Origin of the sequence: Pseudomonas sp. ICMP 460 (genome assembly GCF_002723595.1) — a bacterium.
GTDB lineage: Bacteria > Pseudomonadota > Gammaproteobacteria > Pseudomonadales > Pseudomonadaceae > Aquipseudomonas > Aquipseudomonas kitaguniensis.
The window spans coordinates 113,324-137,467 of record NZ_LKBR01000007.1; the positions used below are offsets into that span (position 1 = coordinate 113,324).

At 59.9% G+C, this 24,144-nt stretch carries 24 protein-coding genes; 17 read left to right on the forward strand and 7 right to left on the reverse strand.

The annotated features are described in order from the left end of the window. Positions 1 to 136: 136 nt before the first annotated feature. The 5 genes from AO240_RS07375 to AO240_RS07395 all read right to left on the reverse strand — a co-directional run bounded on the left by AO240_RS07375 (position 137) and on the right by AO240_RS07395 (position 3,100). A complete protein-coding gene (locus AO240_RS07375) occupies positions 137 to 436 on the reverse strand; it encodes a hypothetical protein (protein WP_058411893.1) in 300 nt (99 codons plus the stop codon). A gap of 81 nt (positions 437 to 517) precedes the next feature. Then, positions 518 to 1,768 carry an NAD(P)/FAD-dependent oxidoreductase gene (locus tag AO240_RS07380; protein WP_099235822.1) on the reverse strand — a complete coding sequence of 417 codons (1,251 nt, stop codon included), beginning with the start codon at positions 1,766 to 1,768 and terminating at the stop codon, positions 518 to 520. Positions 1,769 to 1,809: 41 nt separating this feature from the next. Beyond that, a complete protein-coding gene (locus tag AO240_RS07385; RefSeq protein WP_099235823.1) occupies positions 1,810 to 2,250 on the reverse strand; it encodes a type II 3-dehydroquinate dehydratase in 441 nt (146 codons plus the stop codon). Positions 2,251 to 2,264: 14 nt separating this feature from the next. Further along, positions 2,265 to 2,681 carry an alcohol dehydrogenase catalytic domain-containing protein gene (locus AO240_RS07390; RefSeq protein WP_371918603.1) on the reverse strand — a complete coding sequence of 139 codons (417 nt, stop codon included), beginning with the start codon at positions 2,679 to 2,681 and terminating at the stop codon, positions 2,265 to 2,267. Continuing rightward, the gene (locus AO240_RS07395; RefSeq protein WP_099235825.1) at positions 2,678 to 3,100 is read right to left on the reverse strand and encodes a RidA family protein; all 423 of its coding nucleotides are present in this window, start codon (positions 3,098 to 3,100) and stop codon (positions 2,678 to 2,680) included. Before AO240_RS07395 ends, AO240_RS07390 begins: the two co-directional genes overlap by 4 nt. Positions 3,101 to 3,295: 195 nt before the next feature. On the opposite strand from AO240_RS07395, the gene AO240_RS07400 reads away from it, so the two are divergent. The 9 genes from AO240_RS07400 to AO240_RS07440 all read left to right on the forward strand — a co-directional run bounded on the left by AO240_RS07400 (position 3,296) and on the right by AO240_RS07440 (position 11,594). Then, positions 3,296 to 4,270: a LysR family transcriptional regulator gene (locus AO240_RS07400; RefSeq protein WP_099235837.1), complete on the forward strand. Its 975-nt coding sequence runs from the start codon at positions 3,296 to 3,298 to the stop codon at positions 4,268 to 4,270. A 540-nt stretch (positions 4,271 to 4,810) separates the two neighbouring features. Further along, a complete protein-coding gene (locus tag AO240_RS07405) occupies positions 4,811 to 6,328 on the forward strand; it encodes an amino acid ABC transporter permease/ATP-binding protein (RefSeq protein ID WP_099235839.1) in 1,518 nt (505 codons plus the stop codon). 25 nt (positions 6,329 to 6,353) lie between these two features. Further along, positions 6,354 to 7,226, forward strand: a complete 873-nt coding sequence (locus AO240_RS07410; protein ID WP_099235841.1) for a phytanoyl-CoA dioxygenase family protein — start codon at positions 6,354 to 6,356, stop codon at positions 7,224 to 7,226. Between the two features lie 27 nt (positions 7,227 to 7,253). Then, on the forward strand, positions 7,254 to 8,084 hold the full coding sequence (locus AO240_RS07415) for an ABC transporter substrate-binding protein (RefSeq protein WP_099235843.1): 831 nt from the start codon (positions 7,254 to 7,256) through the stop codon (positions 8,082 to 8,084). A 50-nt stretch (positions 8,085 to 8,134) separates the two neighbouring features. After that, on the forward strand, positions 8,135 to 8,866 hold the full coding sequence (locus AO240_RS07420) for a class II aldolase and adducin N-terminal domain-containing protein (protein WP_099235844.1): 732 nt from the start codon (positions 8,135 to 8,137) through the stop codon (positions 8,864 to 8,866). Between the two features lie 10 nt (positions 8,867 to 8,876). After that, positions 8,877 to 9,554: a DUF1028 domain-containing protein gene (locus AO240_RS07425; protein ID WP_099235846.1), complete on the forward strand. Its 678-nt coding sequence runs from the start codon at positions 8,877 to 8,879 to the stop codon at positions 9,552 to 9,554. Next, positions 9,551 to 10,702 carry an acetylornithine deacetylase gene (gene argE, locus AO240_RS07430; protein WP_099235848.1) on the forward strand — a complete coding sequence of 384 codons (1,152 nt, stop codon included), beginning with the start codon at positions 9,551 to 9,553 and terminating at the stop codon, positions 10,700 to 10,702. Before AO240_RS07425 ends, argE begins: the two co-directional genes overlap by 4 nt. A gap of 213 nt (positions 10,703 to 10,915) precedes the next feature. Beyond that, a complete protein-coding gene (locus tag AO240_RS07435; RefSeq protein WP_099235850.1) occupies positions 10,916 to 11,218 on the forward strand; it encodes a type II toxin-antitoxin system RelE/ParE family toxin in 303 nt (100 codons plus the stop codon). A gap of 1 nt (position 11,219) precedes the next feature. Continuing rightward, complete coding sequence (locus tag AO240_RS07440) at positions 11,220 to 11,594, forward strand: addiction module antidote protein (protein WP_099235851.1); 375 nt, start codon at positions 11,220 to 11,222, stop codon at positions 11,592 to 11,594. A gap of 81 nt (positions 11,595 to 11,675) precedes the next feature. Here the strand turns inward: AO240_RS07440 and gudD are convergent, their stop codons facing one another. Together gudD and AO240_RS07450 are read right to left on the reverse strand one after the other, a co-directional pair. Next, positions 11,676 to 13,010 (reverse strand): glucarate dehydratase, encoded by a 1,335-nt coding sequence (gene gudD / locus AO240_RS07445; RefSeq protein ID WP_099235853.1) that lies wholly within the window; start codon positions 13,008 to 13,010, stop codon positions 11,676 to 11,678. A gap of 18 nt (positions 13,011 to 13,028) precedes the next feature. Further along, entirely contained in the window at positions 13,029 to 14,387 is a 1,359-nt protein-coding gene (locus tag AO240_RS07450; protein ID WP_099235855.1) for an MFS transporter, read from the reverse strand. A gap of 340 nt (positions 14,388 to 14,727) precedes the next feature. Here AO240_RS07450 and AO240_RS07455 point away from each other — a divergent pair, with 340 nt between their 5' ends. The 8 genes from AO240_RS07455 (at position 14,728) to AO240_RS29265 (ending at position 24,142) form a co-directional block, all read left to right on the forward strand. Then, a complete protein-coding gene (locus AO240_RS07455) occupies positions 14,728 to 15,438 on the forward strand; it encodes a FadR/GntR family transcriptional regulator (protein WP_099235856.1) in 711 nt (236 codons plus the stop codon). A 24-nt stretch (positions 15,439 to 15,462) separates the two neighbouring features. After that, on the forward strand, positions 15,463 to 16,158 hold the full coding sequence (locus tag AO240_RS07460) for a tRNA (adenine(22)-N(1))-methyltransferase TrmK (RefSeq protein ID WP_099235858.1): 696 nt from the start codon (positions 15,463 to 15,465) through the stop codon (positions 16,156 to 16,158). 291 nt (positions 16,159 to 16,449) lie between these two features. Further along, positions 16,450 to 16,995 carry an ATP phosphoribosyltransferase regulatory subunit gene (locus AO240_RS07465; RefSeq protein ID WP_099235860.1) on the forward strand — a complete coding sequence of 182 codons (546 nt, stop codon included), beginning with the start codon at positions 16,450 to 16,452 and terminating at the stop codon, positions 16,993 to 16,995. 126 nt (positions 16,996 to 17,121) lie between these two features. After that, positions 17,122 to 17,634, forward strand: coding sequence for a GNAT family N-acetyltransferase (locus tag AO240_RS07470; protein ID WP_099235862.1), 513 nt, complete (start codon positions 17,122 to 17,124; stop codon positions 17,632 to 17,634). Positions 17,635 to 17,868: 234 nt separating this feature from the next. After that, entirely contained in the window at positions 17,869 to 18,678 is an 810-nt protein-coding gene (locus tag AO240_RS07475) for a DUF4123 domain-containing protein (protein WP_099235864.1), read from the forward strand. Next, on the forward strand, positions 18,675 to 19,193 hold the full coding sequence (locus AO240_RS07480) for a DUF3304 domain-containing protein (protein ID WP_256585883.1): 519 nt from the start codon (positions 18,675 to 18,677) through the stop codon (positions 19,191 to 19,193). Before AO240_RS07475 ends, AO240_RS07480 begins: the two co-directional genes overlap by 4 nt. A gap of 194 nt (positions 19,194 to 19,387) precedes the next feature. Beyond that, positions 19,388 to 21,718 (forward strand): DUF2235 domain-containing protein, encoded by a 2,331-nt coding sequence (locus tag AO240_RS07485; RefSeq protein WP_256585884.1) that lies wholly within the window; start codon positions 19,388 to 19,390, stop codon positions 21,716 to 21,718. A gap of 1,731 nt (positions 21,719 to 23,449) precedes the next feature. Continuing rightward, on the forward strand, positions 23,450 to 24,142 hold the full coding sequence (locus AO240_RS29265) for a methyl-accepting chemotaxis protein (protein ID WP_371918605.1): 693 nt from the start codon (positions 23,450 to 23,452) through the stop codon (positions 24,140 to 24,142). Positions 24,143 to 24,144 lie beyond the last annotated feature (2 nt).

Consider the following 24,144-nt stretch of genomic DNA (forward strand, 5'->3'; position numbering starts at 1 on the left):
CTTGAGGGTTTATCTGCAGACGGCCGCCTGCAGCAACTGCGGGCAGTGGTTATGCAGACGATCCGCTTGGCGGGCAATGGTTTGCCCATGTAGCGGTATTCACTGTCGTAATCGTTTTAACAGCGCCGCAGAGCGACTATTGGTATGTGTCAGCCTCCTCAGCCGGATAAAATTCGCCTTGCTTCCCGAGCTTTTCCAGGCGCTCGCGCGCGATCAACTCAACCGCGGCCACTGCGGCCTTATCGTCAGGGTTGACCAACTGCAAGCACAGGCGTCGGATATTTTGCTCGTGGGTGCCTTCGCTCATCATTTCGTGGGTGAAGACTTGTTCGCCACGCCACAGGCACAGCTGGGTATGCGTGCCGCCGAGCCATATCTCGTTGACGGATCTAAGGTCAGTGGTAGCCAGTTGATCCACGGTGATTGTCTTGTCCATTGCGCTGTTCCTTACCGATGATTAGTGACCGGTAGACTTACAGGCGCAGCGCGTCGTTCCCGGCGTTCGCAGTTCAATCGATCACGGCGTGTTGTAGGACATGTATTCGTTCTGCAAAACAATATGGTCGGCCACGTACTTCGCATCGTGCCAAACCCCGTAGATAAACGATGACGCACGGTTGACCAGGTTCGGCAGGCCGAGGAAGTAAATCCCGCTCTGCGCCGAGATCCCGCGTTTGTGGAACGGCTCGCCTTTTTCGTCGAACGCGTCGACTTTCAGCCAGCTGAAATCGAACGTGAAGCCGGTCGCCCAGAGGATTGTGGTGACGCCTGCTTCGGCCAGGTCCAGGCTGAGTATCGGGTTCACCAGGCACGCCGGGTCGGGCAGCAGTTCCCAGGCGTCGGGTTCCAGGGGGAACGGCAAACCGTTGGCCTCGATATACGCATCCGCATCGCGCAGCACATCAAAGTAGGCGCGGTCGCCTTCGGCCACGTTTTGGGACAGGCCTGGTTGGAAGGTCATGACGCCTTCGTGCCAGTCCTGCGTGACGCCGACCAGCGTGATGCCTTGGTGTGCCAGGCGGCGGAAGTCGACGGTCTTGCCACCTTCGTAACCACTGACCGCAAAGGCCACGTGCTTTTTCTTCGGCTGGATTTTGACTTCGTCCCACAGGCCCAACGCACCCAGCCACCAGCAATAGTCGCGGCTGCGGTAGGCGCGGGGCGGGCGGTAGTGTTCGCCTACCGAGAGGTACACGGTTTTACCGGCCTTTTGCAGTTCTTCGGCGATTTGTGAACCGGAGGCGCCGGCGCCGACCACCAGTACCGCGCCTGCGGGCAGTTGGCCGGGGTTTTTGTAGGCAGAGGAGTGCAGTTGGTGCACCTGCGCCGTGGTGGGTACGATGTTCGGGATGGCGGGCCGTTGGAACGGGCCGGTCGCGGCGACCACGTTGGTGGCCTCGATCACGCCGTGCGACGTGGTGACCTTGAAGCCGGGGCGGCCGATGTGGCGTTCCACTTGTTGCACTTCTACGCCGGTGCGCACGGGCGCCTGCAACTTCTCGACGTAGGCTTCGAAGTAGTCGGCCATGCGCTCTTTCGGCGGGAAGGCTTCGGGAGAAATGCCTTCGAATTTGAGTCCCGGAAAGCGGTCGTGCCAGGCCGGGCCATTGGCGACCAGCGAGTCCCAGCGCTCCGACCGCCAGCGTTCGGCGACGCGGTGGCGCTCCAGCACGATGTGCGGCACGCCCATCAGGGAAAGATGCTCGCTCATGGCGACCCCGGCCTGGCCTGCGCCGACGACCAGCGTATTGATGGTTTCTACTGACATAGCGGCTTCCTGAAAAAGTAAAAAATCGTCTGGAACATCCATCAAGGCTTTAGCAACTCGGCGACCGCCGTGAGTGCCAGTTCATAACCTAGTGCGCCCAAGCCTGCGATCACCCCGGTGGCCGCCCTGGACACACAGGAGTGGTGCCGAAAGCGCTCGCGCTTCCAGATATTGCTCATGTGCGCCTCGATAACCGGGCCGTCGAAAGCCAGCAGCGCGTCGAGGATCGGCACCGAGCTGTAGCTCAGCCCGGCGGCGTTAATCACCACGGCGTCGGCGTTCAGTCGGGCTTCCTGAATCCAGTCCACCAGCACGCCTTCGTGGTTGCTCTGGCGAAAGTCCAGGGTCAAGCCTTGCGCAGCGGCGTGGCGTTGGCAGCGTGCTTCGATGCTCGCGAAACTTTCGCTGCCGTAGCTGCCGTTGGTGTCCAGCCCGTAGAGGTTGGCGTTGGGGCCATTGAGAAAAAACACGCGGTGAGGCATGGCGGTACTCCAGATTATTGCGCGACGGTGAGCACGACTTTGCCGACGCTGGCGTTGGCTTCCAGCAGCCGGTGCGCCTCGGCGGCCTGTTGCAGTGACAAGCCCACCGGCACCGCCAGGCAATGCGCGGCGTCGGCCACGCAGAACTCGGCATAGCCGCCGCCATTGAGCAGCGCCATTACGCGGTCGCCAGGGGCAAATTCATCCACGCCGCTGCCGACGGCCACCACGATGCCCGCCGCTTCCAGGCCCAGCACGTCGGTAACGCCAGGCGGAATCGGCGCGCCGCTGCGTTGCATCAGGTCGGGGCGATTGACCCCGGCGGCGGCCACGCGAATCAGCACTTCGCCCGCCTGTGCTATCGGCTCAGGGCGCTGCACCTGTTGCAGTACGTCAGGCCCGCCCGGTTCACGCGCAATCACCGCTTTCATACTGCCCAGTCGTCCGGCACGACGGCGATCACGTCGATTTCCATCAACCATTCCGGCTGGCCCAAGCCTGCTATCACTAGCCCGGTGGAAATCGGAAACACGCCCTTGAGCCACTTGCCGACTTCCTGATACACCGGCTCGCGGTAGCGCGGGTCGGTCAGGTAGGTAGTGGTTTTGACGATGTGCGACAGGTCGGAGCCGGCTTCCTCCAGCAGTTGCTTGACGTTTTTCATCGCCTGCTCGGCCTGTGCACGCGGGTCGCCGAGGCCGACCAGGTTGCCGTCGAAATCGGTGCCGATCTGGCCGCGCACATAAATCGTATTGCCGGCGCGCACGGCCTGGCACAGGTCGTTGTCCAGCGCCTGGTTGGGGTAGGTCTGTTGGGTGTTGAACATGCGGATGCGGGTGTGGGTAGGCATAACGGGCGACTCGTCGGAAGCGGGATACAGCCAGCTTCACATCGCCTGGTGTCTTGCGAAACCAGCATTTGCGCAGGGTAGTGCTTAGGAAAAACCGAAGCCGGTGCCTGTCATCGGCCAGCGCGTGACCCGGCGCGTGACCCGGCACGAACCCTGCAACGCTGCCGGTACAGTCATTGTTGAGGTGAAGGCGAGATGCTCAGTCGTATTACTCAGCGCCAACTGGAATATTTTGTCGCGTCCGGCGAGGCCGGCAGCATCAGTGCGGCGGCTGAACGCATCCACGTGTCGTCGCCGTCGATCTCGGCGGCCATCACCCACATGGAGGCGGAGCTGGGCATCCAACTGTTTATACGGCACCACGCGCAGGGCATTTCGCTCACGGCGGTGGGGCGCCAAGTGATGCAAGAGGCCAAGTTGATTCTGGAGCAGATGAGCAACCTCTACACCATCGCCTCCGAGTCGTTGAACACCGTGCGCGGGCCGCTGCGCGTGGGCTGTTTGGAGTCACTGGCGCCGATGATCACGCCTGAATTGGTGTTTGGTTTTGGCCGTGCGTTTCCCGGTGTTCGGCTGACGCAAGCCGAAGGCAACCACGAGGAACTGCTCGAAAAGCTGCGCAGCGGCGAGCTGGACATCGCGCTGACGTATGACCTGGTGACCAGCCCGGACATCGACTTCCAACCGCTGGCGCACCTGCCGCCGTATGTGATGGTTGGCGAATATCATCCGTTGGCGAGCTTGCCGGCGGTCAGCATGCAAGACCTTGAAGCGTACCCGGTGGTGCTGCTCGACACGCCCTGGAGCCGCGACTATTTCCTCAGCTTGTTTATGCAGGCGGGCACCACGCCGAACATCATCATGCGCTCGACCAACCTCGAAACGGTGCGCGCGATGGTTGGCAATGGCATTGGCTATTCCTTCGCGAATGCGCGGCCAAAATCCAATGTGTCGCAGGACGGTAAGCGCGTGATTCGCTTGCGCCTGGCCGGTTCGCATCGGCCGATGCGGCTGGGTTACGCCACGGCGAGCAACACCCAACTGTCGCGCGTGGTGTCGGCGTTTGCCGAGCGCTGCCGCCTGTTTGTGTCCGACCAATACATCCCCGGCATGGCCCCACCGAGCTTTTTTGACCCGCATGCGGTGCGGGTGTTGAGCGATGTGAGCTGAGCCTGCACTAAAAAGTTGCGCGGATGCCGGGGTGAACTCAAGCGCGCACCATGTTGGCCAAGTCCGGATCTCCCGGAACACAGCAGGCCAACTGTGGAAAGAGGCAAATGCAGGAATGGCTGATGTGGCAGTGGCTGATGTGGCAACAGCTTATGTGGCAAGGGGCTTATGTGGGAGGGAGCTTATGTGGGAGGGAGCTTATGTGGGAGGGGGCTTGCTCCCGATGGCGGTGTATCAGCCAGCTGAGGTGCAACTGACACACCGCCATCGGGAGCAAGCCCCCTCCCACAGTTGATTCCCACAGTTGATCTGTTCATCCATTTCACCTGCTTCCACATCGCCTGTTCCACACGTTGACCTGACTCACATTGGGGCTGTTTTCAGTTCGACGCTGTAGCGTTATCAGCGGTGGTCTGCGCCTGCATAGGTTCTGCCTACTCACTGGGCCGGGTTTTACGAATTGACCCCAAGTGCCTCCCCCCGCGACTCTCAATCCATCGATGCAGATCGACTTCTTTTTTTTGGCAAGGCACCGCGACGATGACATTCGACTGGAATTACATGTTTGGTTTGCTCGCCGATGCCGAGTTCTGGCGTGCGACGTGGACGGTGATCAAGCTCAGTACCCTGACCTGGGTGTTGAGCATTGCGCTGGGTTTTCTGTTGGCCCTGGCCAAACAATCCAAACAGCCGCTGCTGAGCATTCCGGCGCGGGGCTATATCTGGTTGTTCCGCAGCCTGCCGCTGCTGGTGCTGTTGATCTTTATCTACAACTTGCCCCAAGCGCTGCCCGGTACTTCGGCGGTGCTGGCCGACCCGTTCTGGTCCGGCTTGCTGGCCCTGGTGATTTGCGAGACCGCGTATGTCGCCGAAATCCATCGCGGTGGTTTGCTCTCGATCCCCAAAGGCCAGGGCGAAGCCGCGCGGGCGCTGGGGTTGAGGTTCTTCGGCACCCAGTGGCGCGTGGTCATCCCTCAGGCGTTGCGCGTGGCGTTGCCGTCGCTGGCCAACGAGTACATCTCTATCGTAAAGCTCACCTCGCTGGTGTCGGTGATCTCGCTGACCGAGATTTTGATGGTCGGCCAACGCCTGTATTCGCAGAACTTTCTGGTGATCGAAACCATGGCGGCGGTGGCGTTTTTCTACGTGTTTATCGTCACCGTGTTCGACTTCCTGCTCAAACGCCTGGAGCGCTTTCTCGACGTCAACCAGCGCAACGTGTCCCGCGTGCCGGACGCGGCGGTGCTGGCGCTGGCTACCCAACACCAAGGCGCCTTGCAACGCCCGGCCAGCAGCGGGGCGGCGGCGCTGCACGCCACGCGGCTGCACAAGGCTTACAACGACATCGAGGTTCTGGGCTCGGTCAACCTGCAGGTGCAGCCGGGTGAAGTGGTCTCGGTGATCGGCCCGTCCGGCTCGGGTAAAACCACACTGATTCGCCTGCTCAACGGCCTTGAGCAACTCGACAATGGCGAGATAAAAATCAACGGCCAGCCGTTTATTCACTTGAACAAAGCCGGCGCGCAGAAACCCCGGTACGTCGAGCACGCCGAGCACCGTTTGAACATCGGCATGGTGTTCCAGAGCTTCAACCTGTTCCCGCACCTGAGCGTGCTCGACAACCTGCTGATGGCGCCGAAATACCATCGCCTGGGAAGCACCCACGCACTCAAGCAACAGGCGTATGCGCTGCTGCACAAGGTGGGCATGCTCGACCATGCCTGGAAGTACCCGCACCAGCTTTCGGGTGGCCAACAACAGCGCGTGGCGATTGCCCGTGCGCTGATGATGCGCCCGCAAATCATGCTGTTCGACGAGCCCACCTCGGCGCTCGACCCAGAGAAAGTCAGCGAAGTGCTGCAAGTCATCGAGGCGCTGGCCGGGGAGGGCATCACCATGGTGATCGTCACCCACGAGATGAATTTCGCCTTCAAGGTCTCCGACCGCATCGTCTTCATGGAGAAGGGGCGCGTGGTGTGCGACGACACGCCCGACGCATTGCGCAGCGGCCAGAACCCACGCGTGGAGGCGTTCCTCAAGGACGTCTCGCTGGCGTGACCCTTTAACGTTGAGGAAACACAACATGATCGAGCAAGCGCAAATCGAACAGTTCCAGCGCGACGGGTTTTTGGTGGTCGAAGGCGTGCTGTCGGTGGACGAAGTGGCCGCGTTGCAGCACGACTTCGACCAGTGGGTAGACGAGAGCCGCCGCCACAACGAGGGTTGGGGCGCTACCGTGGATGGCCGCGCGCGGTTTGACCTGGAAGGCGATCACCGCCCCGATCACCCGTCGTTGCGCCGGGTCAGTTCGCCCACCGAGATTTCCACGGTGTATGAACAGGTGGCGTTGCACTCGCGGATGGCAGCGATTTCTGCGCAGTTGATCGGCGCTGGCGGCACGCGTTTTCATCACAGCAAAATCAACTCGAAACTGCCGCACACCGCGACTCAGGTGAAGTGGCACCAGGACTTTTTGTTCACGCCGCACAGCAATGACGACATCGTCACCGCCTTGCTGATGGTCAGCGACGTCACGCCGCAAAACGGCCCGCTGAATTTGATCCCCGGCAGCCACAAAGGCCCGCTGTGGTCGCACTGGCAGCACCAGCGTTTCACCGGCGCGGTCGACGATGCGGTGGTCGAAGAGCATTGCCAGCGGCCGGTCGCCTGCTACGGCCCGGCAGGTTCCGTGTGCTTTATGCACACGCGTCTTTTACACGCTTCCAGCCCTAACGAAACCGAACACCCGCGTACGCTTTTCATCAGCGTGTATGCCGCTGAAGACGCGCTGCCGTTCGGCGAAAATCCGCTGCCCAGCGCACACGCCGGCCTGCTGGTAGCCGGTGCCGAAAGTGGCGTGGTGCGCTCCACCGCAAACCAGCTGCGCTTGCCGCAGAAACCGCGTGGCGCGTCGTTCTTCGTGCAACAGGCCGGTCAAGACTCCGCCACTGCCTAACCTCCTAAAACCTTGCAGGTAATGACCATGACAGCGTTTCGTAACAGTGTTCGTCCTCTTGCCGTGTGCCTGTTCGGCGCAGCGGTTGCCATGACCTCGTTGGCGGCTTCGGCGTTCCAGCAGGAAGGCAAGATCATCGCCGGTTCCGACGTGACCTTCTTTCCGTATGAGTACATGGATAACAACAAACCGGCGGGGTTTGATATCGAGTTCATGGACGGCTTGGGCAAGGTCATGGGGCGCAAGGTCGAGACCCTCGACACGCGCTTCCCCAACCTGATCACCGGCCTGCAAGCCGGGCGTTTTGACCTCACCAACTCGTCGATGTACATCACGGCCGAGCGGGTCAAAGTCATCGACATGATCCCCTACCTGAAAAGCGGTGAGTCGATCCTCACGCTCAAGGGCAGCGCCTACCAGCCCAAGACGCCGGAAGAGTTCTGCGGCCACAAGCTCGGCTCGATGGGCGCGACCTCGTGGCTGGCGCAGATGCGCAAGCTGTCGGATGAATACTGCGTGGCCAAGGGCATGAAGCCGATTGAAATCAGCGAGTACAGCACCGACCCGCAAACCACCCAAGCGTTGCTGGCGCACGCGGTGGAAGCGCAAATCACCGACGCCGCCGTGGCGCGTGGGGTTATCGAAAAGCTTGGCGGCCGTGTGGTGATTTCCTCAAACACCTTGATCTACCCGGTGCTCAACGGCTTCGGCGTGAAGAAGGGCAATGACGCGGTGAAAAAAGCCTTGCTCGACGGCCTCGAAAAATACCGCGCCACCCCGGAATACGCAGCCTTGCTGAAGAAGTACAACTTCCAGGCGCCGACCGACGCCGACATCGCGGCGCTGATGCCCCAGTAAGCCAACCGCGCGGCCGCAGCCTTGCGGTCGCGCCCTGCGGAGACCGATTCATGGCGTTATCCCTCGAAGAGCAGGCGCGCATCGACCTGGCGGCGACCTTTCGGATTATTGCGCACGTGGGCATGCACGAGGCGGTGGCCAACCATTTCAGCGCCGCGGTGTCGGCCGATGGCAAACAGTTTTTGCTTAACCCGAAGTGGAAACACTTCTCGCGCATTCGCGCCAGTGACCTGTTGCTGTTGAACGCTGACGACCCCGCGTGTGCCGATAACCCGCAGGTGGATGCCACCGCCTGGTCGATCCACGGGCAGATCCACCGATTGTTGCCGCACACCCGCGCGGTGCTGCATTTGCACCCTGTCTACACCACGGCGGTGGCGTGCCTGGCGACGCCGCATATTCCACCGATCGACCAGAACACCGCGCGCTATTTCAACCGCGTGGCGGTGGACACGTTGTATGGCGGCATGGCCGATACCGAAGCCGAAGGCGCGCGCCTGGCCGGCTTGCTCGACGGCAAAAGCCGCCTGCTGATGGGCAACCATGGCGTGATGGTCACGGCAGGCTCCATCGCTGAGGCGTTTGATGACATCTGGACCCTGGAGCGCTCGTGCCAGATTCTTGTGACGGCGTGGTCCACCGGGCAGCCGCTGCGGGTGTTGTCCGACGAAGTCGCAGAAAAAACCGCGCGCGGCTGGGAAGGCATTGCGGACTTCTCACGCCAGCATTTTGAAGAAATGAAGCAGTTGATGATCGACGCTGACCCGTCAGTGCTCGACTGAGGAACTCACCATGACGTTTTCGATTGTTGCGCGTTGCGCCGACACCGGCCAGTTGGGCATTGCGATCAGCTCATCGAGCATTGCCGTGGGCGCGCGTTGCCCGTGGCTGCGTGCCGGTGTGGGCGCGGTGGCGTCGCAGAACATTACCTTGCCGAGCCTGGGCCCGCAGGTGTTGGATTTACTGGCACAGGGCCTGGCGCCCAGTGATGCATTGGCGGCGGTGTTCGCCGGGCAGGACCACAGCGAATATCGCCAGGTCACGGTGATTGATAACCAGGGCCGCACCGCGCATTTCAGCGGCGCAAAAACCCTTGGCATTCATCATGCGCTGAGCGGTGAGCAGTGTGTGGCGGCAGGGAATATGTTGGCCAACCCTTGCGTGATCGAGGCGATGGTGCGTGTGTTCGAGACCACCGCGGGGCCTCTCGCCGAGCGCTTGCTCGCGGCCATGCAGGCCGGTTTGACCGCAGGCGGTGAAGCCGGGCCGGTGCACTCGGCGGCGCTGGTGGTGGTCGACGAGGTGCTGTGGCCTGTCGTCAACCTGCGTGTCGACTGGGCCGATGAAGACCCCATCGGCGCACTCGTGCAACTCTGGCACGCCTATCGCGGGCAACTGCAAGACTACATCGACCGCGCCCTCAACCCGCACAGCGCGCCCGGCTATGCCGTGCCGGGAGATGAGCGTTGAACGCCAGCCGCGACATGCTGGCGCACCTGGTGCGCTTCGACACCACCAGCCGCGAATCCAACCTTGCGTTGATCGACTTTGTGCGCACGTATTTGCAAGGTCACGGGGTGGCCTGTGAACTGCTGTTCAACGCGCAAAAGAGCAAAGCCAACCTGCTGGCGACCATTGGCCCGGCAGATGTACCCGGCATCGTGTTGTCGGGGCACACCGATGTAGTGCCGGTGGACGGCCAGCGCTGGACGATGGCGCCGTTCGAACTCAGCGAAAAAGACGGCAAGTTGTACGGCCGTGGCACGGCAGACATGAAGGGTTATATCGCCTGTGTACTGGCCTGCGTGCCGGCGTTGGTGCAGGCGCCATTGCGCATGCCGGTGCACATCGTGCTGTCCTACGACGAAGAGGTCGGCTGCCTGGGCGTGCGCGCGTTGATCGAGCGGTTTCACGCGCAACCGGTCAAGCCGCTGCTGTGTGTGATCGGCGAACCCACTGAACTCAAGCCGGTGCTGGGCCACAAAGGCAAGTTGGCGATGCGCTGCGAAGTGCACGGCGCGGCGTGCCATTCGGCCTATGCGCCTACGGGCGTGAATGCCATCGAATATGCCGCGCGGTTGATCGGCGAGCTGGTGCGGCTTGGCGAAGGGCTCAAGGTGCCTGAGCAACGGGATGAACGTTTTGATCCGCCGTTTTCCACGGTGCAAACCGGTGTGATTACCGGCGGCAAGGCGCTGAACATCGTCCCGCAACAGTGCAGTTTTGACTTTGAAGTGCGCGCGCTGCCCGCGCATGACCCTTGGCAGGTGGCGGCGCAGTTAAGCCGTTACGCCGAGCACACCCTGCTGCCCGCGATGCAGGCGGTAAGCGCGCAATGCGCGATCAGCTTCACTGAGCTGTCGAGTTACCCGGGCCTGGCGACGTCGCTGCAAAGCCAGGCTGCCGAATGGGTTGCGCAGTTCTGCGGCTCTCAGGCGTTCGGCAGCGTGGCCTTTGGTACCGAGGGCGGGCTGTTTGATCAGGCTGGCATTCCCACCGTAGTCTGCGGGCCGGGCAGCATGGAGCAGGGCCACAAGCCGGACGAGTTCATCAGCCTTGAGCAACTGGCGGCGTGCGACCAGATGCTCGCACGCGTGCTCGCATTCGTGAGCCAGTAACCCCTAACACGCACCGACCCACAAAATGTGGGAGCGGGGTTGCTCGCGATGCAGGCACCGCGGTCCGACGCTTTAAACGCATACGAAACAACCGCTAATAGTACTCAACGGCCGCCCCTGCAGGGGTTAGCTAGGGTTTTGATTCCGGTTCTAGCCGGAATTAATAATTAACTAGCATCTGCAAGGGGTAGCCAGTAGGCTACAGGTGAAGTTGTGACCCATTTGATTGGCAGGACGCCGGAGTTTGATACGTGGCTCGACGGTATGAGGGATATTTGGGGGAAAACAGCGGTTCTGGCTCGGTTGGACCGTGCCGAAGAAAACAATTTTGGCGATTGCGAGCCCGTAGGCGATGGCCTGAGTGAAATGCGTGTTTTCGTCGGGCCAGGTTACAGAATCTACTTTGTACGCACCGGTATCACCGCTTACCTGATGCTTTGGGGGAGTGATAAGACCGACCAGAAGCGAGGAATTCAACGGGCAAAAGAGATTCTTGATGCCCTGAGAGGTCAATGAAATGAGTGAGTCGACATTCAAACCCGAGGACATGCCGATCCTCGATCTTGATACATCCGGTACACGCGTCTATGAAGCGTCACGCTTCCTCGACAGCCCGCGAACCATCAGCGCCTACCTGGCGCAGAGCATGAAGTCGCAAGACCCGCAGGTACTCATGAAAGCACTCGCCGAGGTCGCCAAGGCGCAGGGCGTGAACAAGGTGGCCGAGGCGGCGGGGGTTAATCGTGAAAGCCTGTATAAAACCCTGAAAGGCGGTGCAAAAACGCGTTATGAGACGGTTCAGAAGCTGATGCTGGCGTTAGGCGTGGAGCTGACTGTGCAGCCAATGGCAGCGCCCGACATTCAAAAATGGCGAGAGCGAAACGGCCAGTAGCCCGCCAACGCTGATCTTAAAGGCGCCCCCTCAAGGGCGCTTTTTATTGGCGCAGCCTCAACACCTTGCGGCTGACACCCGTTAACGCACCAGGCACGGCTGCTTGTTATTGAATGTCCAGCCCGGAATCAAAAACTGCATGGCCACGCTGTCATCGCGCGCGCCCAAGCCCATGCCTTTGTACACCTCGTGCGCTTTGGCCACGGCGTCCATGTCGATCTCCACGCCCAAGCCAGGCTTGGCAGGCACCTTCACGTAGCCGCCTTCGATTTTCAGCGGTTGCCTGGTCAGGCGCTGGCCGTCCTGCCAGATCCAGTGAGTGTCGATGGCCGTGATGTCACCCGGTGCGGCGGCGGCTACCTGGGTGAACATCGCCAGCGAAATATCAAAGTGGTTGTTGGAGTGCGAACCCCATGTCAAACCCCAGTCGTTGCACATCTGCGCAACCCGCACCGAGCCCTGCATCGTCCAGAAGTGCGGGTCGGCCAGCGGAATGTCGACCGATTGCAGCTGGATCGCATGGCCCATTTCGCGCCAGTCGGTGGCGATCATATTGGTTGCCGTTTTAAGGCCGGTAGCACGGCGGAACTCAGCCATGACTTCGCGGCCCGAGTAGCCGTTTTCGGCGCCGCAAGGGTCTTCGGCGTAGGCGAGCACATGGTGCTGGTCGCGGCACAGGCGGATCGCTTCTTTGAGTGACCAGGCGCCGTTCGGGTCGAGTGTGATGCGCGCATCGGGGAAGCGTTCGGCCAGTGCAGTGACCGCTTCGATTTCCTCATCGCCACTCAATACGCCGCCCTTGAGCTTGAAGTCGTTGAAGCCGTATTTGGCTTTGGCCGCTTCTGCCAAGCGCACTACAGCCTCGGCGGTCATGGCTTTTTCGTGACGCAAGCGGAACCAGTCATCGTCGGCGTCAGCCTCGTTGCGGTAAGCCAAACGGGTGGCCGTGCGATCACCCACGTAAAACAGGTAGCCGAGCATTTTTACCGCATCGCGCTGCTGGCCTTCGCCGAGCAAGGCGGCCACCGGCACTTCGAGGAACTGACCGAGCAAGTCGAGCAGTGCGGCCTCCACGGCGGTGACGGCATGGATGGTAATGCGCAGGTCAAAGGTTTGCAGGCCTCGGCCGGCACTGTCGCGAGCAGCAAACGTAGTGCGCATCTGATTGAGGATGCGCTGGTATTGGCCGACAGGTTGGCCGATCACCAGGCTGCGCGCGTCTTCCAGGGTTTCGCGGATGCGTTCGCCACCGGGTACTTCGCCCACGCCGGTGTTGCCGGCGTTGTCCTTGAGAATCACGATATTGCGCGTAAAAAACGGCCCATGGGCGCCGCTGAGGTTGAGCAGCATGCTGTCGTGGCCCGCCACCGGGATGACGTGGAAATCGGTAATCACAGGTGATTTTGAAGTATTCATGGCTCGCTCCTGAAAAGCTTAAAGGGGTTTGCTGATGGCGGCTGTGGGCACGACATTCGGCGCTGCCAGCACCGCAGAGGGTGACGTCTTGGCGAAGAACACCAGGATCGCGGCAAGCACCGAGGTGCCCGCCAGTGCATACAGGCCGCCCTGGATCGAACCGGTGGTTTGTTCCAGGAAACCGAAGGTGGTGGGCGCCACAAAACCGCCGAGGTTGCCGATGGAGTTGATCAGCGCGATCACCGCGGCGGCGATGCGTGCGTCCAGGTAGCCCTGCGGGATTGGCCAGAACAGTGACGAGGCGGATTTGAACCCGATGGCCGCAAAGCAAATCGCCACAAAGGCAAAGATCGGCCCGCCGGTGGTCGACATGAACATGCCTGCTGCGGCGATCAACAGCGCTGCGGCGACCCAGGCTTGCTGGAACTTGAATTTGCCCGACAGCGAGGCAAAGGTGTACATGGCGATGATCGAAATCAGCCACGGTATCGAGTTGAAGAACCCGACTTGTATGTCGCTCAGATCACCCATCTTCTTGATGATGCTCGGCAGCCAAAAGGTCGCCGCGTAAATCGTCAGCTGGATGCAGAAGTACAACGCGCAAAACAGCAGGATCTGGCGGTCTTTGAGCAACTTGCCCAACGTCGGCTTCACGCTGCTCAGCGCCTCACGCTCGCGCTGTTCCTGGTCGATAGCGCCCACCAGCGCGTCTTGTTCTTCGCGGGTCAGCCATTTGGCGTCATGCGGCTTGGAGTCCAGCCAGAACCATACAAAGAAACCCAGTGCCACGGAGGCCAGCCCTTCGAGGGCGAACATCCATTGCCAGCCATGGAAGCCGAACCCTTCGATCTGCAACAGGGCGCCGGACAAAGGCCCGGAAATCAGTGACGCAACCGCCGAGCCGCTGAGGAAGATCGCGATGGCTTTACCGCGCTCAACGCCCGGCAGCCAGCGGGTGAAGTAGTAAATCACCCCCGGAAAGAACCCGGCTTCGGCCACGCCGAGCAGAAAACGCAGGATGTAAAAGTGGGTTTCGTTCTGGATGAACGCCATCATCGTGGCGACGATGCCCCAGGTGAACATGATGCGGGTCAGCCAGATTCGCGCACCGACCTTTTGCAGCAGCATGTTGGAAGGCACTTCGAACAGCGCGTAGCCGATGAAGAACAGCCCGGCACCGAAACCATAGGCCGCAGCGCCGATGCCGAGGTCATGCTCCATGTGCGTACGCACAAAGCCGATATTGACCCGGTCGATGTAGTTGAGGATAAACATGACCACGAACAGTGGGAGCACATGGCCCTTCACTTTGCTCACGGCACGCGCGAGCACCGAAGCACTTTCTGGAGCGGCAGATACATGGTTTGAATTGTTCACAATTCAAAACTCCCCTTGATTATTTTTATGCGGGTTTTTGCTGTTTTGTTGAATGACATCATACAAGTGGATTTCTCAGGTCCGCAATCCTGTGTAGCGTATTTTTATGCTTATAAGGCGGCATCTGCTTCAGGTATTCTGGTTATGTACCCTATTTTATTGGGTTTAAAGCGCGCGTCGAGGTGGGGTGTGTGCGAGGATGCGTTAGCGGGACATTTGCTAGGTCACCCATGATAAAGCCTACTTGTCATACAAGTTTAAGGCTTTTTGAATCACCTCAGGCCTCGCCGCCGGGCGGGGTGTTAAGCTCGCTCCTGCCCAACCGCGTGGACCCGCAACGATGCCCATTGAAAACGCAAACCCTGTGCGTAAACGCTCCAACAACCTCGCCCAAGGCGTGGTCGAGGCGCTGACCCAGTGCATCCTGCTCGGGCAAATCAAGCCCGGCGAAAAGCTGCCGTCAGAATCCACCATCGTGCGTGAGCATGGCGTGAGCCGCACCGTGGTCCGCGAAGCTATCTCCAAGCTGCAAGCGTCAGCGTTGGTGGAGACGCGTCACGGCATCGGCACCTTTGTGTTGGCGCAGCAACCGCAGTCGGGTCTGCGTTTGCATGTGGACACAGTTGCCAGTGTGCGCAGCATGCTTGAGTTGCGCCTGGGCCTGGAGGTGCAGGCCGTGGCGCTGGCCGCCCTGCGCAGGAGTGATGAGCAGCTTGCACGTATGCGCGCGGCGCTGACCGACTACCAGGCCTCGCTGGCCAATAACGACAGTTGCGTGGAAGAGGACAAACGCTTTCACCAACTGATCGCCGAGGCCACCGGCAATACCTTTTTCACTGAAATCATGTTGCACCTGGGCAACGCAATGATTCCGCGCACGCAGGTCAAAGGTGACGAGCGTGGCGGTGCCGACTTTGCCAAGCTGGGGCAGTTGGCGAACCTGGAGCATGAGGCGATCTTTAATGCAATCAAACGCCAGGACCCGGATGCGGCGCGGGCGGCGATGGTGTTGCACCTGACCAACAGCCGGGATCGTTTTTCGGGTGAATAACTTCGTGTTGATAAGGAACAAACGTTGAACCAACACACACTTTCCCTGCGCCTGGAACGCGTGGCGGCAAACGTGCCCGCCGGCGCGCGCTTGGCCGACATCGGCTCGGACCACGGCTACCTGCCGGTGGCGTTGATGCGTCGCGGCGTGATCGCGGCGGCGGTGGCGGGGGAGGTGGCAACCACGCCCTTTCACGCGGCCCAACGCACGGTGCGCGACAACGGCCTGGAGCCGCACATCAGTGTGCGTCTGGCGAATGGTTTGGCGGCGATCACGCCGTGCGATGCGATCACGGCGATCAGCCTGTGCGGCATGGGTGGCGAGACAATTCGCGAGATCCTCGACAGCGGCAAGGCGCACCTCAGCGGCCAGGAACGTTTGATCCTGCAACCCAACGGCGGCGAGCAACCCTTGCGTGAATGGCTGATGGGCAACGGCTACCAGATCCTGCGCGAAGAGCTGCTGCAGGAAAACCGGTTCTACTACGAGATTATCGTCGCCGAGCGCGCGGCGCCTGTTACCTACACCGCCGAACAACTCTACTTCGGCCCACTGCAAATGCAGGCGCGCACCCCGCAATTTCTGGCCAAGTGGCAACGCATGCTGCGCCAGAAGCACAAGACCCTGGCCAGCTTTGAGCAGGCCCGACACGCCGTGCCTGAACAAAAGGTGCAGGAAGTGGCCCGGCAAGCGCGGTGGATTACGCAATTGTTGGCGTGAACCCGCTTGTAACTTTTCCGGCGGCTGTGCAAAGATCGCCCATGACTGAATTTTCGCACAGCAACCGCCATCACCCCCACGGACCTTGCCCAAGGTGCCGTGGTTGCTTGCGCTCACTGATTGAACAGCCTCGCTGATCACTCACTGAACCCACCCCAAGGCGCCCATGGCGCCTTTTTTATTGCCTGTAAAAAATGGAGATTCAACACATGACAATGCTACGTGGTACCCGAATTGTGACCGGCAAAGAAGCTGCAGCGATGCGCGAAGTAGAGGGCCGTTTTCGGGGTTATCTTCATCGAAGCGGGCGCTGAAGAAGCCATCGTGCCCGCGTTGTGGGGCCAGGACACGTTCATCGAAAAGGCCGGCGGCAGTGAAATCATCGGGCAAATGTGGGCCTTTGATGACAAGGCCGGGCGCAAATGTTGCCTGATCCCGGAGGCCACCGCGTTGTTCCAGGAGCGTAATGCGCAACTGCTCGATGGGCGGCGCGAAGCAGTGTTTTTCTACGTGGCACGGTGTTACCGGTACGAGCGCCCGCAAGCCGGTCGCTATCGTGAATTCACCCAGCTGGGGCTCGAGATTCTCAGCCCTGAACCAGCGCTCGCATTACAGCGCAGTCAGGCGCTGTGTACCGGTTTTTTGGATACGCTGGGCCTGGACTATGAACTCAATCTGGCGGTGAAGCGTGGGCTGAGTTATTACCTCGAAGGCAATGGCTTCGAGGTGCGTTGCCCCACGCTCGGTGCGCAGCAGCAAGTGGTTGGCGGCGGTGCCTACCGGGAAGGTGCCGGTTTTGGCATCGGGCTTGAGCGGTTGGTGCTTGCGTTGAGGTGACGGCCTTGGCGGTGCAGCGGCAGCGACTGTCATCAATGAGTCAAGCTTGTTGAATAGTTTGGAACACGGCCGCTGCCCTGCAGCAAAAGCGTTGTTTAAGACCGCGCACCGGTGAGGGTTTGAATAATGATTCGTGATGCACAACCTGGGGATGCGAAGCGCATCGCTCAGGTTCATGTCAGTAGCTGGCAACACGCTTATGTTGAGCTGATGCCGGCTGATTTTTTAGCCTCGCTGACGGCGACGCTGCCTAAAAGAGAAGCTCATTGGGTTGCTTCAATTGAACGCAAGGACGCTGACGTATTAGTCGCCGAAGTCGATGGAAATATTGTGGGTTGGGTGTCGGTTGGGCCTTGCCGTGATGAAGATAAACCCACAGTCGAAACGGGGGAGGTCATGGCTATTTACCTGTTGGCAGACTATTGGGGTAAGGGTATTGGCGGCCAATTGTGGACGTCAGGTTTAACGCGTTTGCTTGATCAGGGTTATAAAAATATTACGTTATGGGTGTTAGCCGGGAATCAAAGAGCTGTCCGCTTTTATCAGGCGTTCGGAGGAAAAGAACAATCTGGCAGCCGCCGCACGCTGGTGCGTGGCGGGGTGACGCTGGAGGAGGTGAGGTATGTTTGGGAATATTAAGTTTAGCCAGACGCTGAAATAGACTTACTTCAGGGCTTGGCGTTGCTCGCAACTTAACTGCCTTCCAGCGACATGGCGAGTATTCGATCTATACAACGAATACCACAGGTACTTGGGAAGCATCCTACATCAAATTTTTTTCCTTATTGGTAGCGTGCTCCGAAATTTGAGCTCGCGCAGGCTAAGGCTTGTACATCGCGTCTTGCTCCCTCTTTTTGTGCTTAAGGAAGGGTCATGTTACCGACCGCTAAGGATTGGCTGAACCATTTGATGGCAGAGGCGCGCAGCGCACAGCTTGATCACCTGGATGTGTTGATCAACTGCGCAGCGCTGCCCGCACCACTGTTGCAGACACTGCTTGAACTGACACCTGCACCGTCGTGCGCCTGGTTATTTGAGCAAACGCCTGAGCATGCATTGGCGCAGTACGGCCCCGTGCTGTTGCGCATTGAGTTGGCCAGCCAGGAACAGCGCGCTGCAGTTGCGGCGCTGCTTGACGCGGTCTACTCCAACTTTTGTGCGCTGATACTTATCAGTCGCTGGCCTTTTGCGGAACTGGCCGCGCACTTGCGCAGTGCTACCCAAGCCACCTGGAGCAAAGGCACCCGCTCCGGGGTGCTGCGTTATTACGACACGCGCCTGTTCAGGCACTTTTACGATCAGCTTGATCCCCGTCAACGAGCGCTTTTTAACGCCCCGGTCATCCAGTGGCACTGGATCGACCAGGACAACAAGGCCGCCAGCGTTTCAGGGTTCGACAGCCTTCTGGATAACCAGAACAGGTTGACCGGGATGAGCCTGACCGACGAGCAAATTTCGCACTTGCAGGCCGTGAGCGCCGCGCTTCGGTGGTTTAACGACTATGAAAAAACGCCAAATGAACATGGGTTCACTTCACGCGAGGCCATGATTCGCTGCCTGATCACAGCCCATCTGGATATCAGTCGCACCCAGTTGGAAAGGCCGCATCACGAAGATTTTATCGCCAGCGTGCTGAGCGAACATCGTCCACTGATGTTCACGCTTCCCGAAACCCTTTTATGAGCCGTTTACCCCTCTTGATGTTAATGAGCGGTGTTTCGCTGCTGGGATGTACGCAGCCGCAGCCTGAACGATTAGGCACGCCAATCGAGGGCTATAGCCATACCTCGGCGGCTATTAACCGGTTCTCGGTGAATGGTAATGGCGGACCGAATTTGGCTCCTTATGGATATGGGGGCGGGCAAATGTGCTGCGCGCCGCTTCCGGTGAAGTGGCATCCCGGTTTGACCGTGGTGGTGGAGTGGGAGAAAGACCCAAATCCGCATGACTATGTAAATTGGCCTCCGCTTGGGACAGATGGCTACAGGGCTGCTTACAAACTGCATGCGGCCAAATACACCCGTCATCGTGCGGTTGTGGCTGTGGTGCCATATGAAGACTTGGGCTTGGTGAACGTGCATTTCTTACCGTGTAACCAAGTTGCTGTATCGGCGGGCACTACTTATCCCGGTCGTTCAGATTACCCATTTCACTTTCCTGAAAAAATGATGGAACCAGCCACGTGCCCGAAGCCATGAACCCACAACTCAAAAAGCCTGCTGCGGAATTTCTCAGTCCGACTCCCGATTTCGAAATGGGTGGGCTGCTGCCACAAACACGAGGGGATGTCTTGCGTAATTATCGGGAGCAAAAAAAAGCCTATTACCCGTTTGAACAACAGTCGATGGACGCACACCGTGCGGCTGGACTGGTTTATCCAGGCCCGCCATGTATGAAGATCGTGACGATTACACTTTGCTTTGACGGCACCAACAACCATGAACCGTCAGACAGCCTCGCATTGCCTTCAACCACGACCAATGTGGCTCGCCTGTTTCATGCAAGCCTGGGAGGTTCTGGTGACGATGCAGAAGAGAGAGAAGGTTTTTACCGCTACTACATGCCGGGGGTTGGCACCGAGTTTAAAGAAATAGGCGAGTTTAAACCTGATAGCCAAGGGCTCACCATGTCGACAGGAGGCGAAAACCGGATCAACTGGGGATTGACCCGTTTGATCGATGCGCTGAAAAGGGCATGCGACGAGAAACCATTGAAAGTGCCTGATGCCTACGCCCTTGTGCAAAAAATGGGTACCAGCCTTACCGAGGACGCGCTCGGCGCTTCGATATTCAAAAACAGCTATACGCGCCGCCGAGAGGTGTTGGCCCAACCGCTGGCGGAACTTAAAAGCCAAATTGACGCAGCCCATACAGCCAAGTCGATCGCTAAAATCATGGCAATACGTTTGTTTATTTATGGTTTTTCACGCGGAGCCGCCGAGGCGCGAGCGTTTGCGACCTGGCTTGAAGCCCTGACCAAGGTCGAGGTGGAAGGTGAAACCTGCTACTTGTTTGTCGGGCTGCCGATTAAAATTGTGTTCATGGGGCTATTCGACACGGTGGCCTCGGTCGGCCTTCCGTACCTGGTGCCGTTTGCTGCCGGGCATATGGGTTGGGCCGACGGCGCCATGCGTCTGTCGGACTCCGAGGCGTTTCTTGAACACTGCGTGCACTTGGTGGCGGCCCACGAACAGCGCAGTTGTTTCCCTGTCGACTCGATTCGGCGCAAAGCCAACCCGGACGATCCAAACTGCCCGTCTACCTATCGCCAGGGCACGGCGGAATACATTTACCCCGGCATGCACTCCGACGTTGGCGGCGGCTACCCGCCGGGCGACCAAGGCAAGGCCGCCGAGGGCGGCCATATGGTGTTGTCGCAACTCGCTCTGCACCATATGTACAGTGAGGCCTACAAAATTGGTGCGCCGTTGCAGGCTCCCAAAGATGCGCTCGGGAGTGAGTTAGCAGCGCGCTGGCCTTGGCGAGTTATGGATGGTGAAACTCGAAACGAGTACGACGTAGGCCCCCAACTCATCGAACGCTTCAACATCTGGCTCGACGCCATGGACAACGGCCCGTTGGAAGCGGTCATGGCCCGCGAAGCCGGGCATATCACCGGTTGGCGAATCAGCCGTTATGCCAAGGGCCGTGCCAAACACACCGACTTTTACGCCCGCCTGATGAAAAACGGCCCCGCGGCAGACATGACCGCCGAGGAAGTCGCCGCCTTTGAAGCCTTACACAGCCTGCAACTTGAGGAAGATGCCGCCAACCGCGCGGGCACCCCGGCGCCGGTCTGGTCTGAACGTCAGTTGGCCACGCAAAACGATAATCAACTGATCAAGCTGAACTACGAACGTCGCACCGGCGCCCGCGCCTCAAGTGCTTTTAACACCAGCAAAGTGTATGAACCGAACCTGGATTGCCGCCAGTTGCTCAACGCCATGGCCGATTTTCGGCGCGATTATGTGCCGGAATGGACCTGGCCAGCCGGTGAACTGTTCAGCCTTGGCACGCTTGCCAACACCTTGGTCGGTGGCCTTGTGTACATGACCAACGCGCAAGACGAAGCCCAGCACTATGCCGACCTGCGCGAGGCCGGCGAGATGAACTACGCCAACTTGTTCGGCGCAGACGGCAAATCGTTAAACGACAAAGTCTACCCGATCATCCAGATGTTTGATGAACACGTGCACGACTCGCGCGCCTGGTTTATGAACGCGGCCTTGAATGAACGGGAAATTTTCAGCGACTCCTTTCGTTATCGCGGCATATTTTTCGACACTGAAACCAATAACCCGCTATCGCTGTTGGTCACCGCCGAACGCGTGGTGGGCGTGGGGTTGGCGGTCGCCAGTGTTGGCCTGACGATCAGACGCCGCAACCCACGCTACCTGATCGGGCTGGTTGTCCCGTCGCTGGGCACGCCGGTGATTCGCGGCAAGGTGGACTTCCCCAGCATCCGTGCGTTTGACCGTGTCACCGGCCTGACACTGCCGATGCTTGAGGGGCTGGAGGCGATTCGCGCCTTTACCGTTGAGACCGGCGCTGCGTCAGAAGCGGTGCAAGCCTTGCCGGTGCCGCCTGCATTGACGGCGAGCACCGCCACGACTCAAGACTTGATCGAGATACTCAAAGCCTCGCAGGCATTAGAAGCCCAGGTACCACCTTCCCAAAGCTGGCTGGACCAGGCCCAGGGCGCGGTCGCACGTGTGACGCCTTAGAGCGTACGCCAGCGTTCGACGATAAAAGTTTTTGCGCATTAAAGTCCTGCCCGAATGACACCCTTCAGCCGAAGAATCCTCGCGTCAGAACTTGCCGAACGCTGACTTTGCGACGAGTATCAGCCTGACGCCTGTGCCGATGTAAAATCGGGTTACATTTCTACGCTTCACGCTGAGTGCTTTCGCCCCATTTTAGCGCGCGCTACCGGGTTGTTTCATCGGCGCACCGCCTATTTACGGCTTCTTCACCAGCGGCCCGTATCTTGCTAGAGCCAAGCTAATCAATGACATGGCATTTTGCCGTTAGTTATATCAAGGCTTCGCCCGCCGGTGCACCGTGTGGGTTGTTTTAGGGGTTAGTCGGCCATGCACAGTCTTTTATCACCCGGTATCCGCCTGCTCGGGCGTTTCGGTTTTGCGCGCAAATTCCAGATTCTGTTCATCATGTTCATGCTGCCTCTGGTGGGCAGCCTGTGGATGATCGGCCAGGACTATCGCGAAAAATTAGCGGTGATTTCCAGCGAGAAGTCTGGCGTCAGCCAGCTATTGGCCATGGAGGCTCTGGATGGGCAATTGACGGCCCAGCGTAACCTGGCGGCGCGCTGGAAAGCGGTGGACATCCTGCACACCCAAACGCCTGCGGTTCAGGCGGCGATGGATAAGGTCGATGCCGGCAGCCCGGTCATCCTGAAGAGCCTGCAAGCGCTGGGCGACTCGCTCAAAGCCGAGCATGCCAGCGCCGACACCTTGACGCGTTTCGAGGCGTTGCAGGCGACCGTCAAGGGCATGGACTCACAAGCCCTGCGCACTGTGGGCTGGTGGCCGGATGGTTACGACCGCTTCACCGCCGCCCTGGCCGCCGTGCAAGCGCTGCGCGAGCAGATTGCTCTCGACACTGGCCTGATCCTCGATCCTTGGCTGGAAACCTACACGCTGATGCAAATTTCCACCCAGCAGACGCCGGACCTGATCGAGCGCGTTGGTCGTATGGCAAGTGTTGGCGAGTCGTCCATCGCTTCGGGGCAGTTCACCTTGCAAAGCCGCTTGCAGATGCGTGACCTGCGCAGCCGCATTGGCGATGCACGCGACCAATTGGTCAAGGCCGCCGCCTCGCTCAAAGCCAAGCAATATGAGGGGCTCGAACCGTGGACGGCGCAATACGACAGCAGCCTGCAATTGCTCGATAACCAACTCAAGCTGTTGGACGACGGCGTTTTTGGCGGCACCATCAAGCTTGACATGGCGGGCTTCGACCGCAGTGTCGACAGCATGCTTGGCGCGTTAGGTACGTTGCGCAACCAATCGCTGAATTCGATGGATCAGCGCTTGAGTTACTACCGCGACCTGTCGTTCCGGCACTTCATCCCGGTGGTGGCGACCTTCAGCCTGTTGGCATTGGCGGCGCTGTACCTGTTTATGTGCCTGCAAGCTGCTATTCACCGCAGCGCCAGCGGCATTACCACGCTCGCCGAGTCCCTGCGCGACGGCAACCTGTGCGTCGAAGTGGCGGTGGAAGGCCGTGACGAACTGGCCGCCATCAGCACCGCGCTCAACGTCGCGGTGGTGCAATTGCGCACCAGCCTGCTCGGGGTTAATCACGAGACCCAACTGCTCGGCTCGGCCGTGCTCACGCTGAATTCGCAGTCCGGCAGCACCCTTACAGAGGTCGAAGACCAACAGTCACAAATCAGCCAGATCGCCGCCGCCGCCACGCAACTGGCGGCCACCTCGATGGGCGTCGCCAGAAGCTGCGAACAAGCGGCTGGCAGCGCCCAGCAAACCCGGCGCATTGCCGAAGACAGCAGCCGCGACAGCCAGCGCACCACGGCCAGCATCCAGCAACTCAACCAGCGCCTGACCGACACCGCCAACGCGTTGGAGCAAGTCAGCCAGCAAGGGCAACAGATTCAATCGGTGGTCGACACCATTCGCGGCATCGCCGAACAAACTAACTTGCTGGCGCTCAACGCGGCCATCGAGGCTGCACGCGCAGGCGAGCAGGGCCGTGGTTTTGCGGTGGTGGCGGACGAGGTTCGCAGCCTGTCGCAACGCACCCAGGCGTCGACGGCGCAGATCGCCGGCACGGTCGACAGCCTGCGCGCGACGGTCAGCCAAGCGGTGACGCTGATGGGTGCCGCCTGCGAACAGGCGCTGACCGATGCGGAGTCGGTCACCGGGCTCGGCACGCGGCTGGGCGAGATCGCCGGCGCGGTGCAAAACGTCACCGACACCCTGGCGCAGATCGCGACGGCAGTAGAAGAACAGGCGGCCACCGCCGACGAGGTCAGCGGCAACATCCAACAAGTTGATCAGGCCGCCGGGCGTTTGCTCGATGGCGCGCGAGCCGTCAACCGCGCGGCAGACACCCTGAGCAAGGGCAGCCAGGCGTTGAGTGACAATACCGCGCGCTTCAGGTTGGGCTGAGG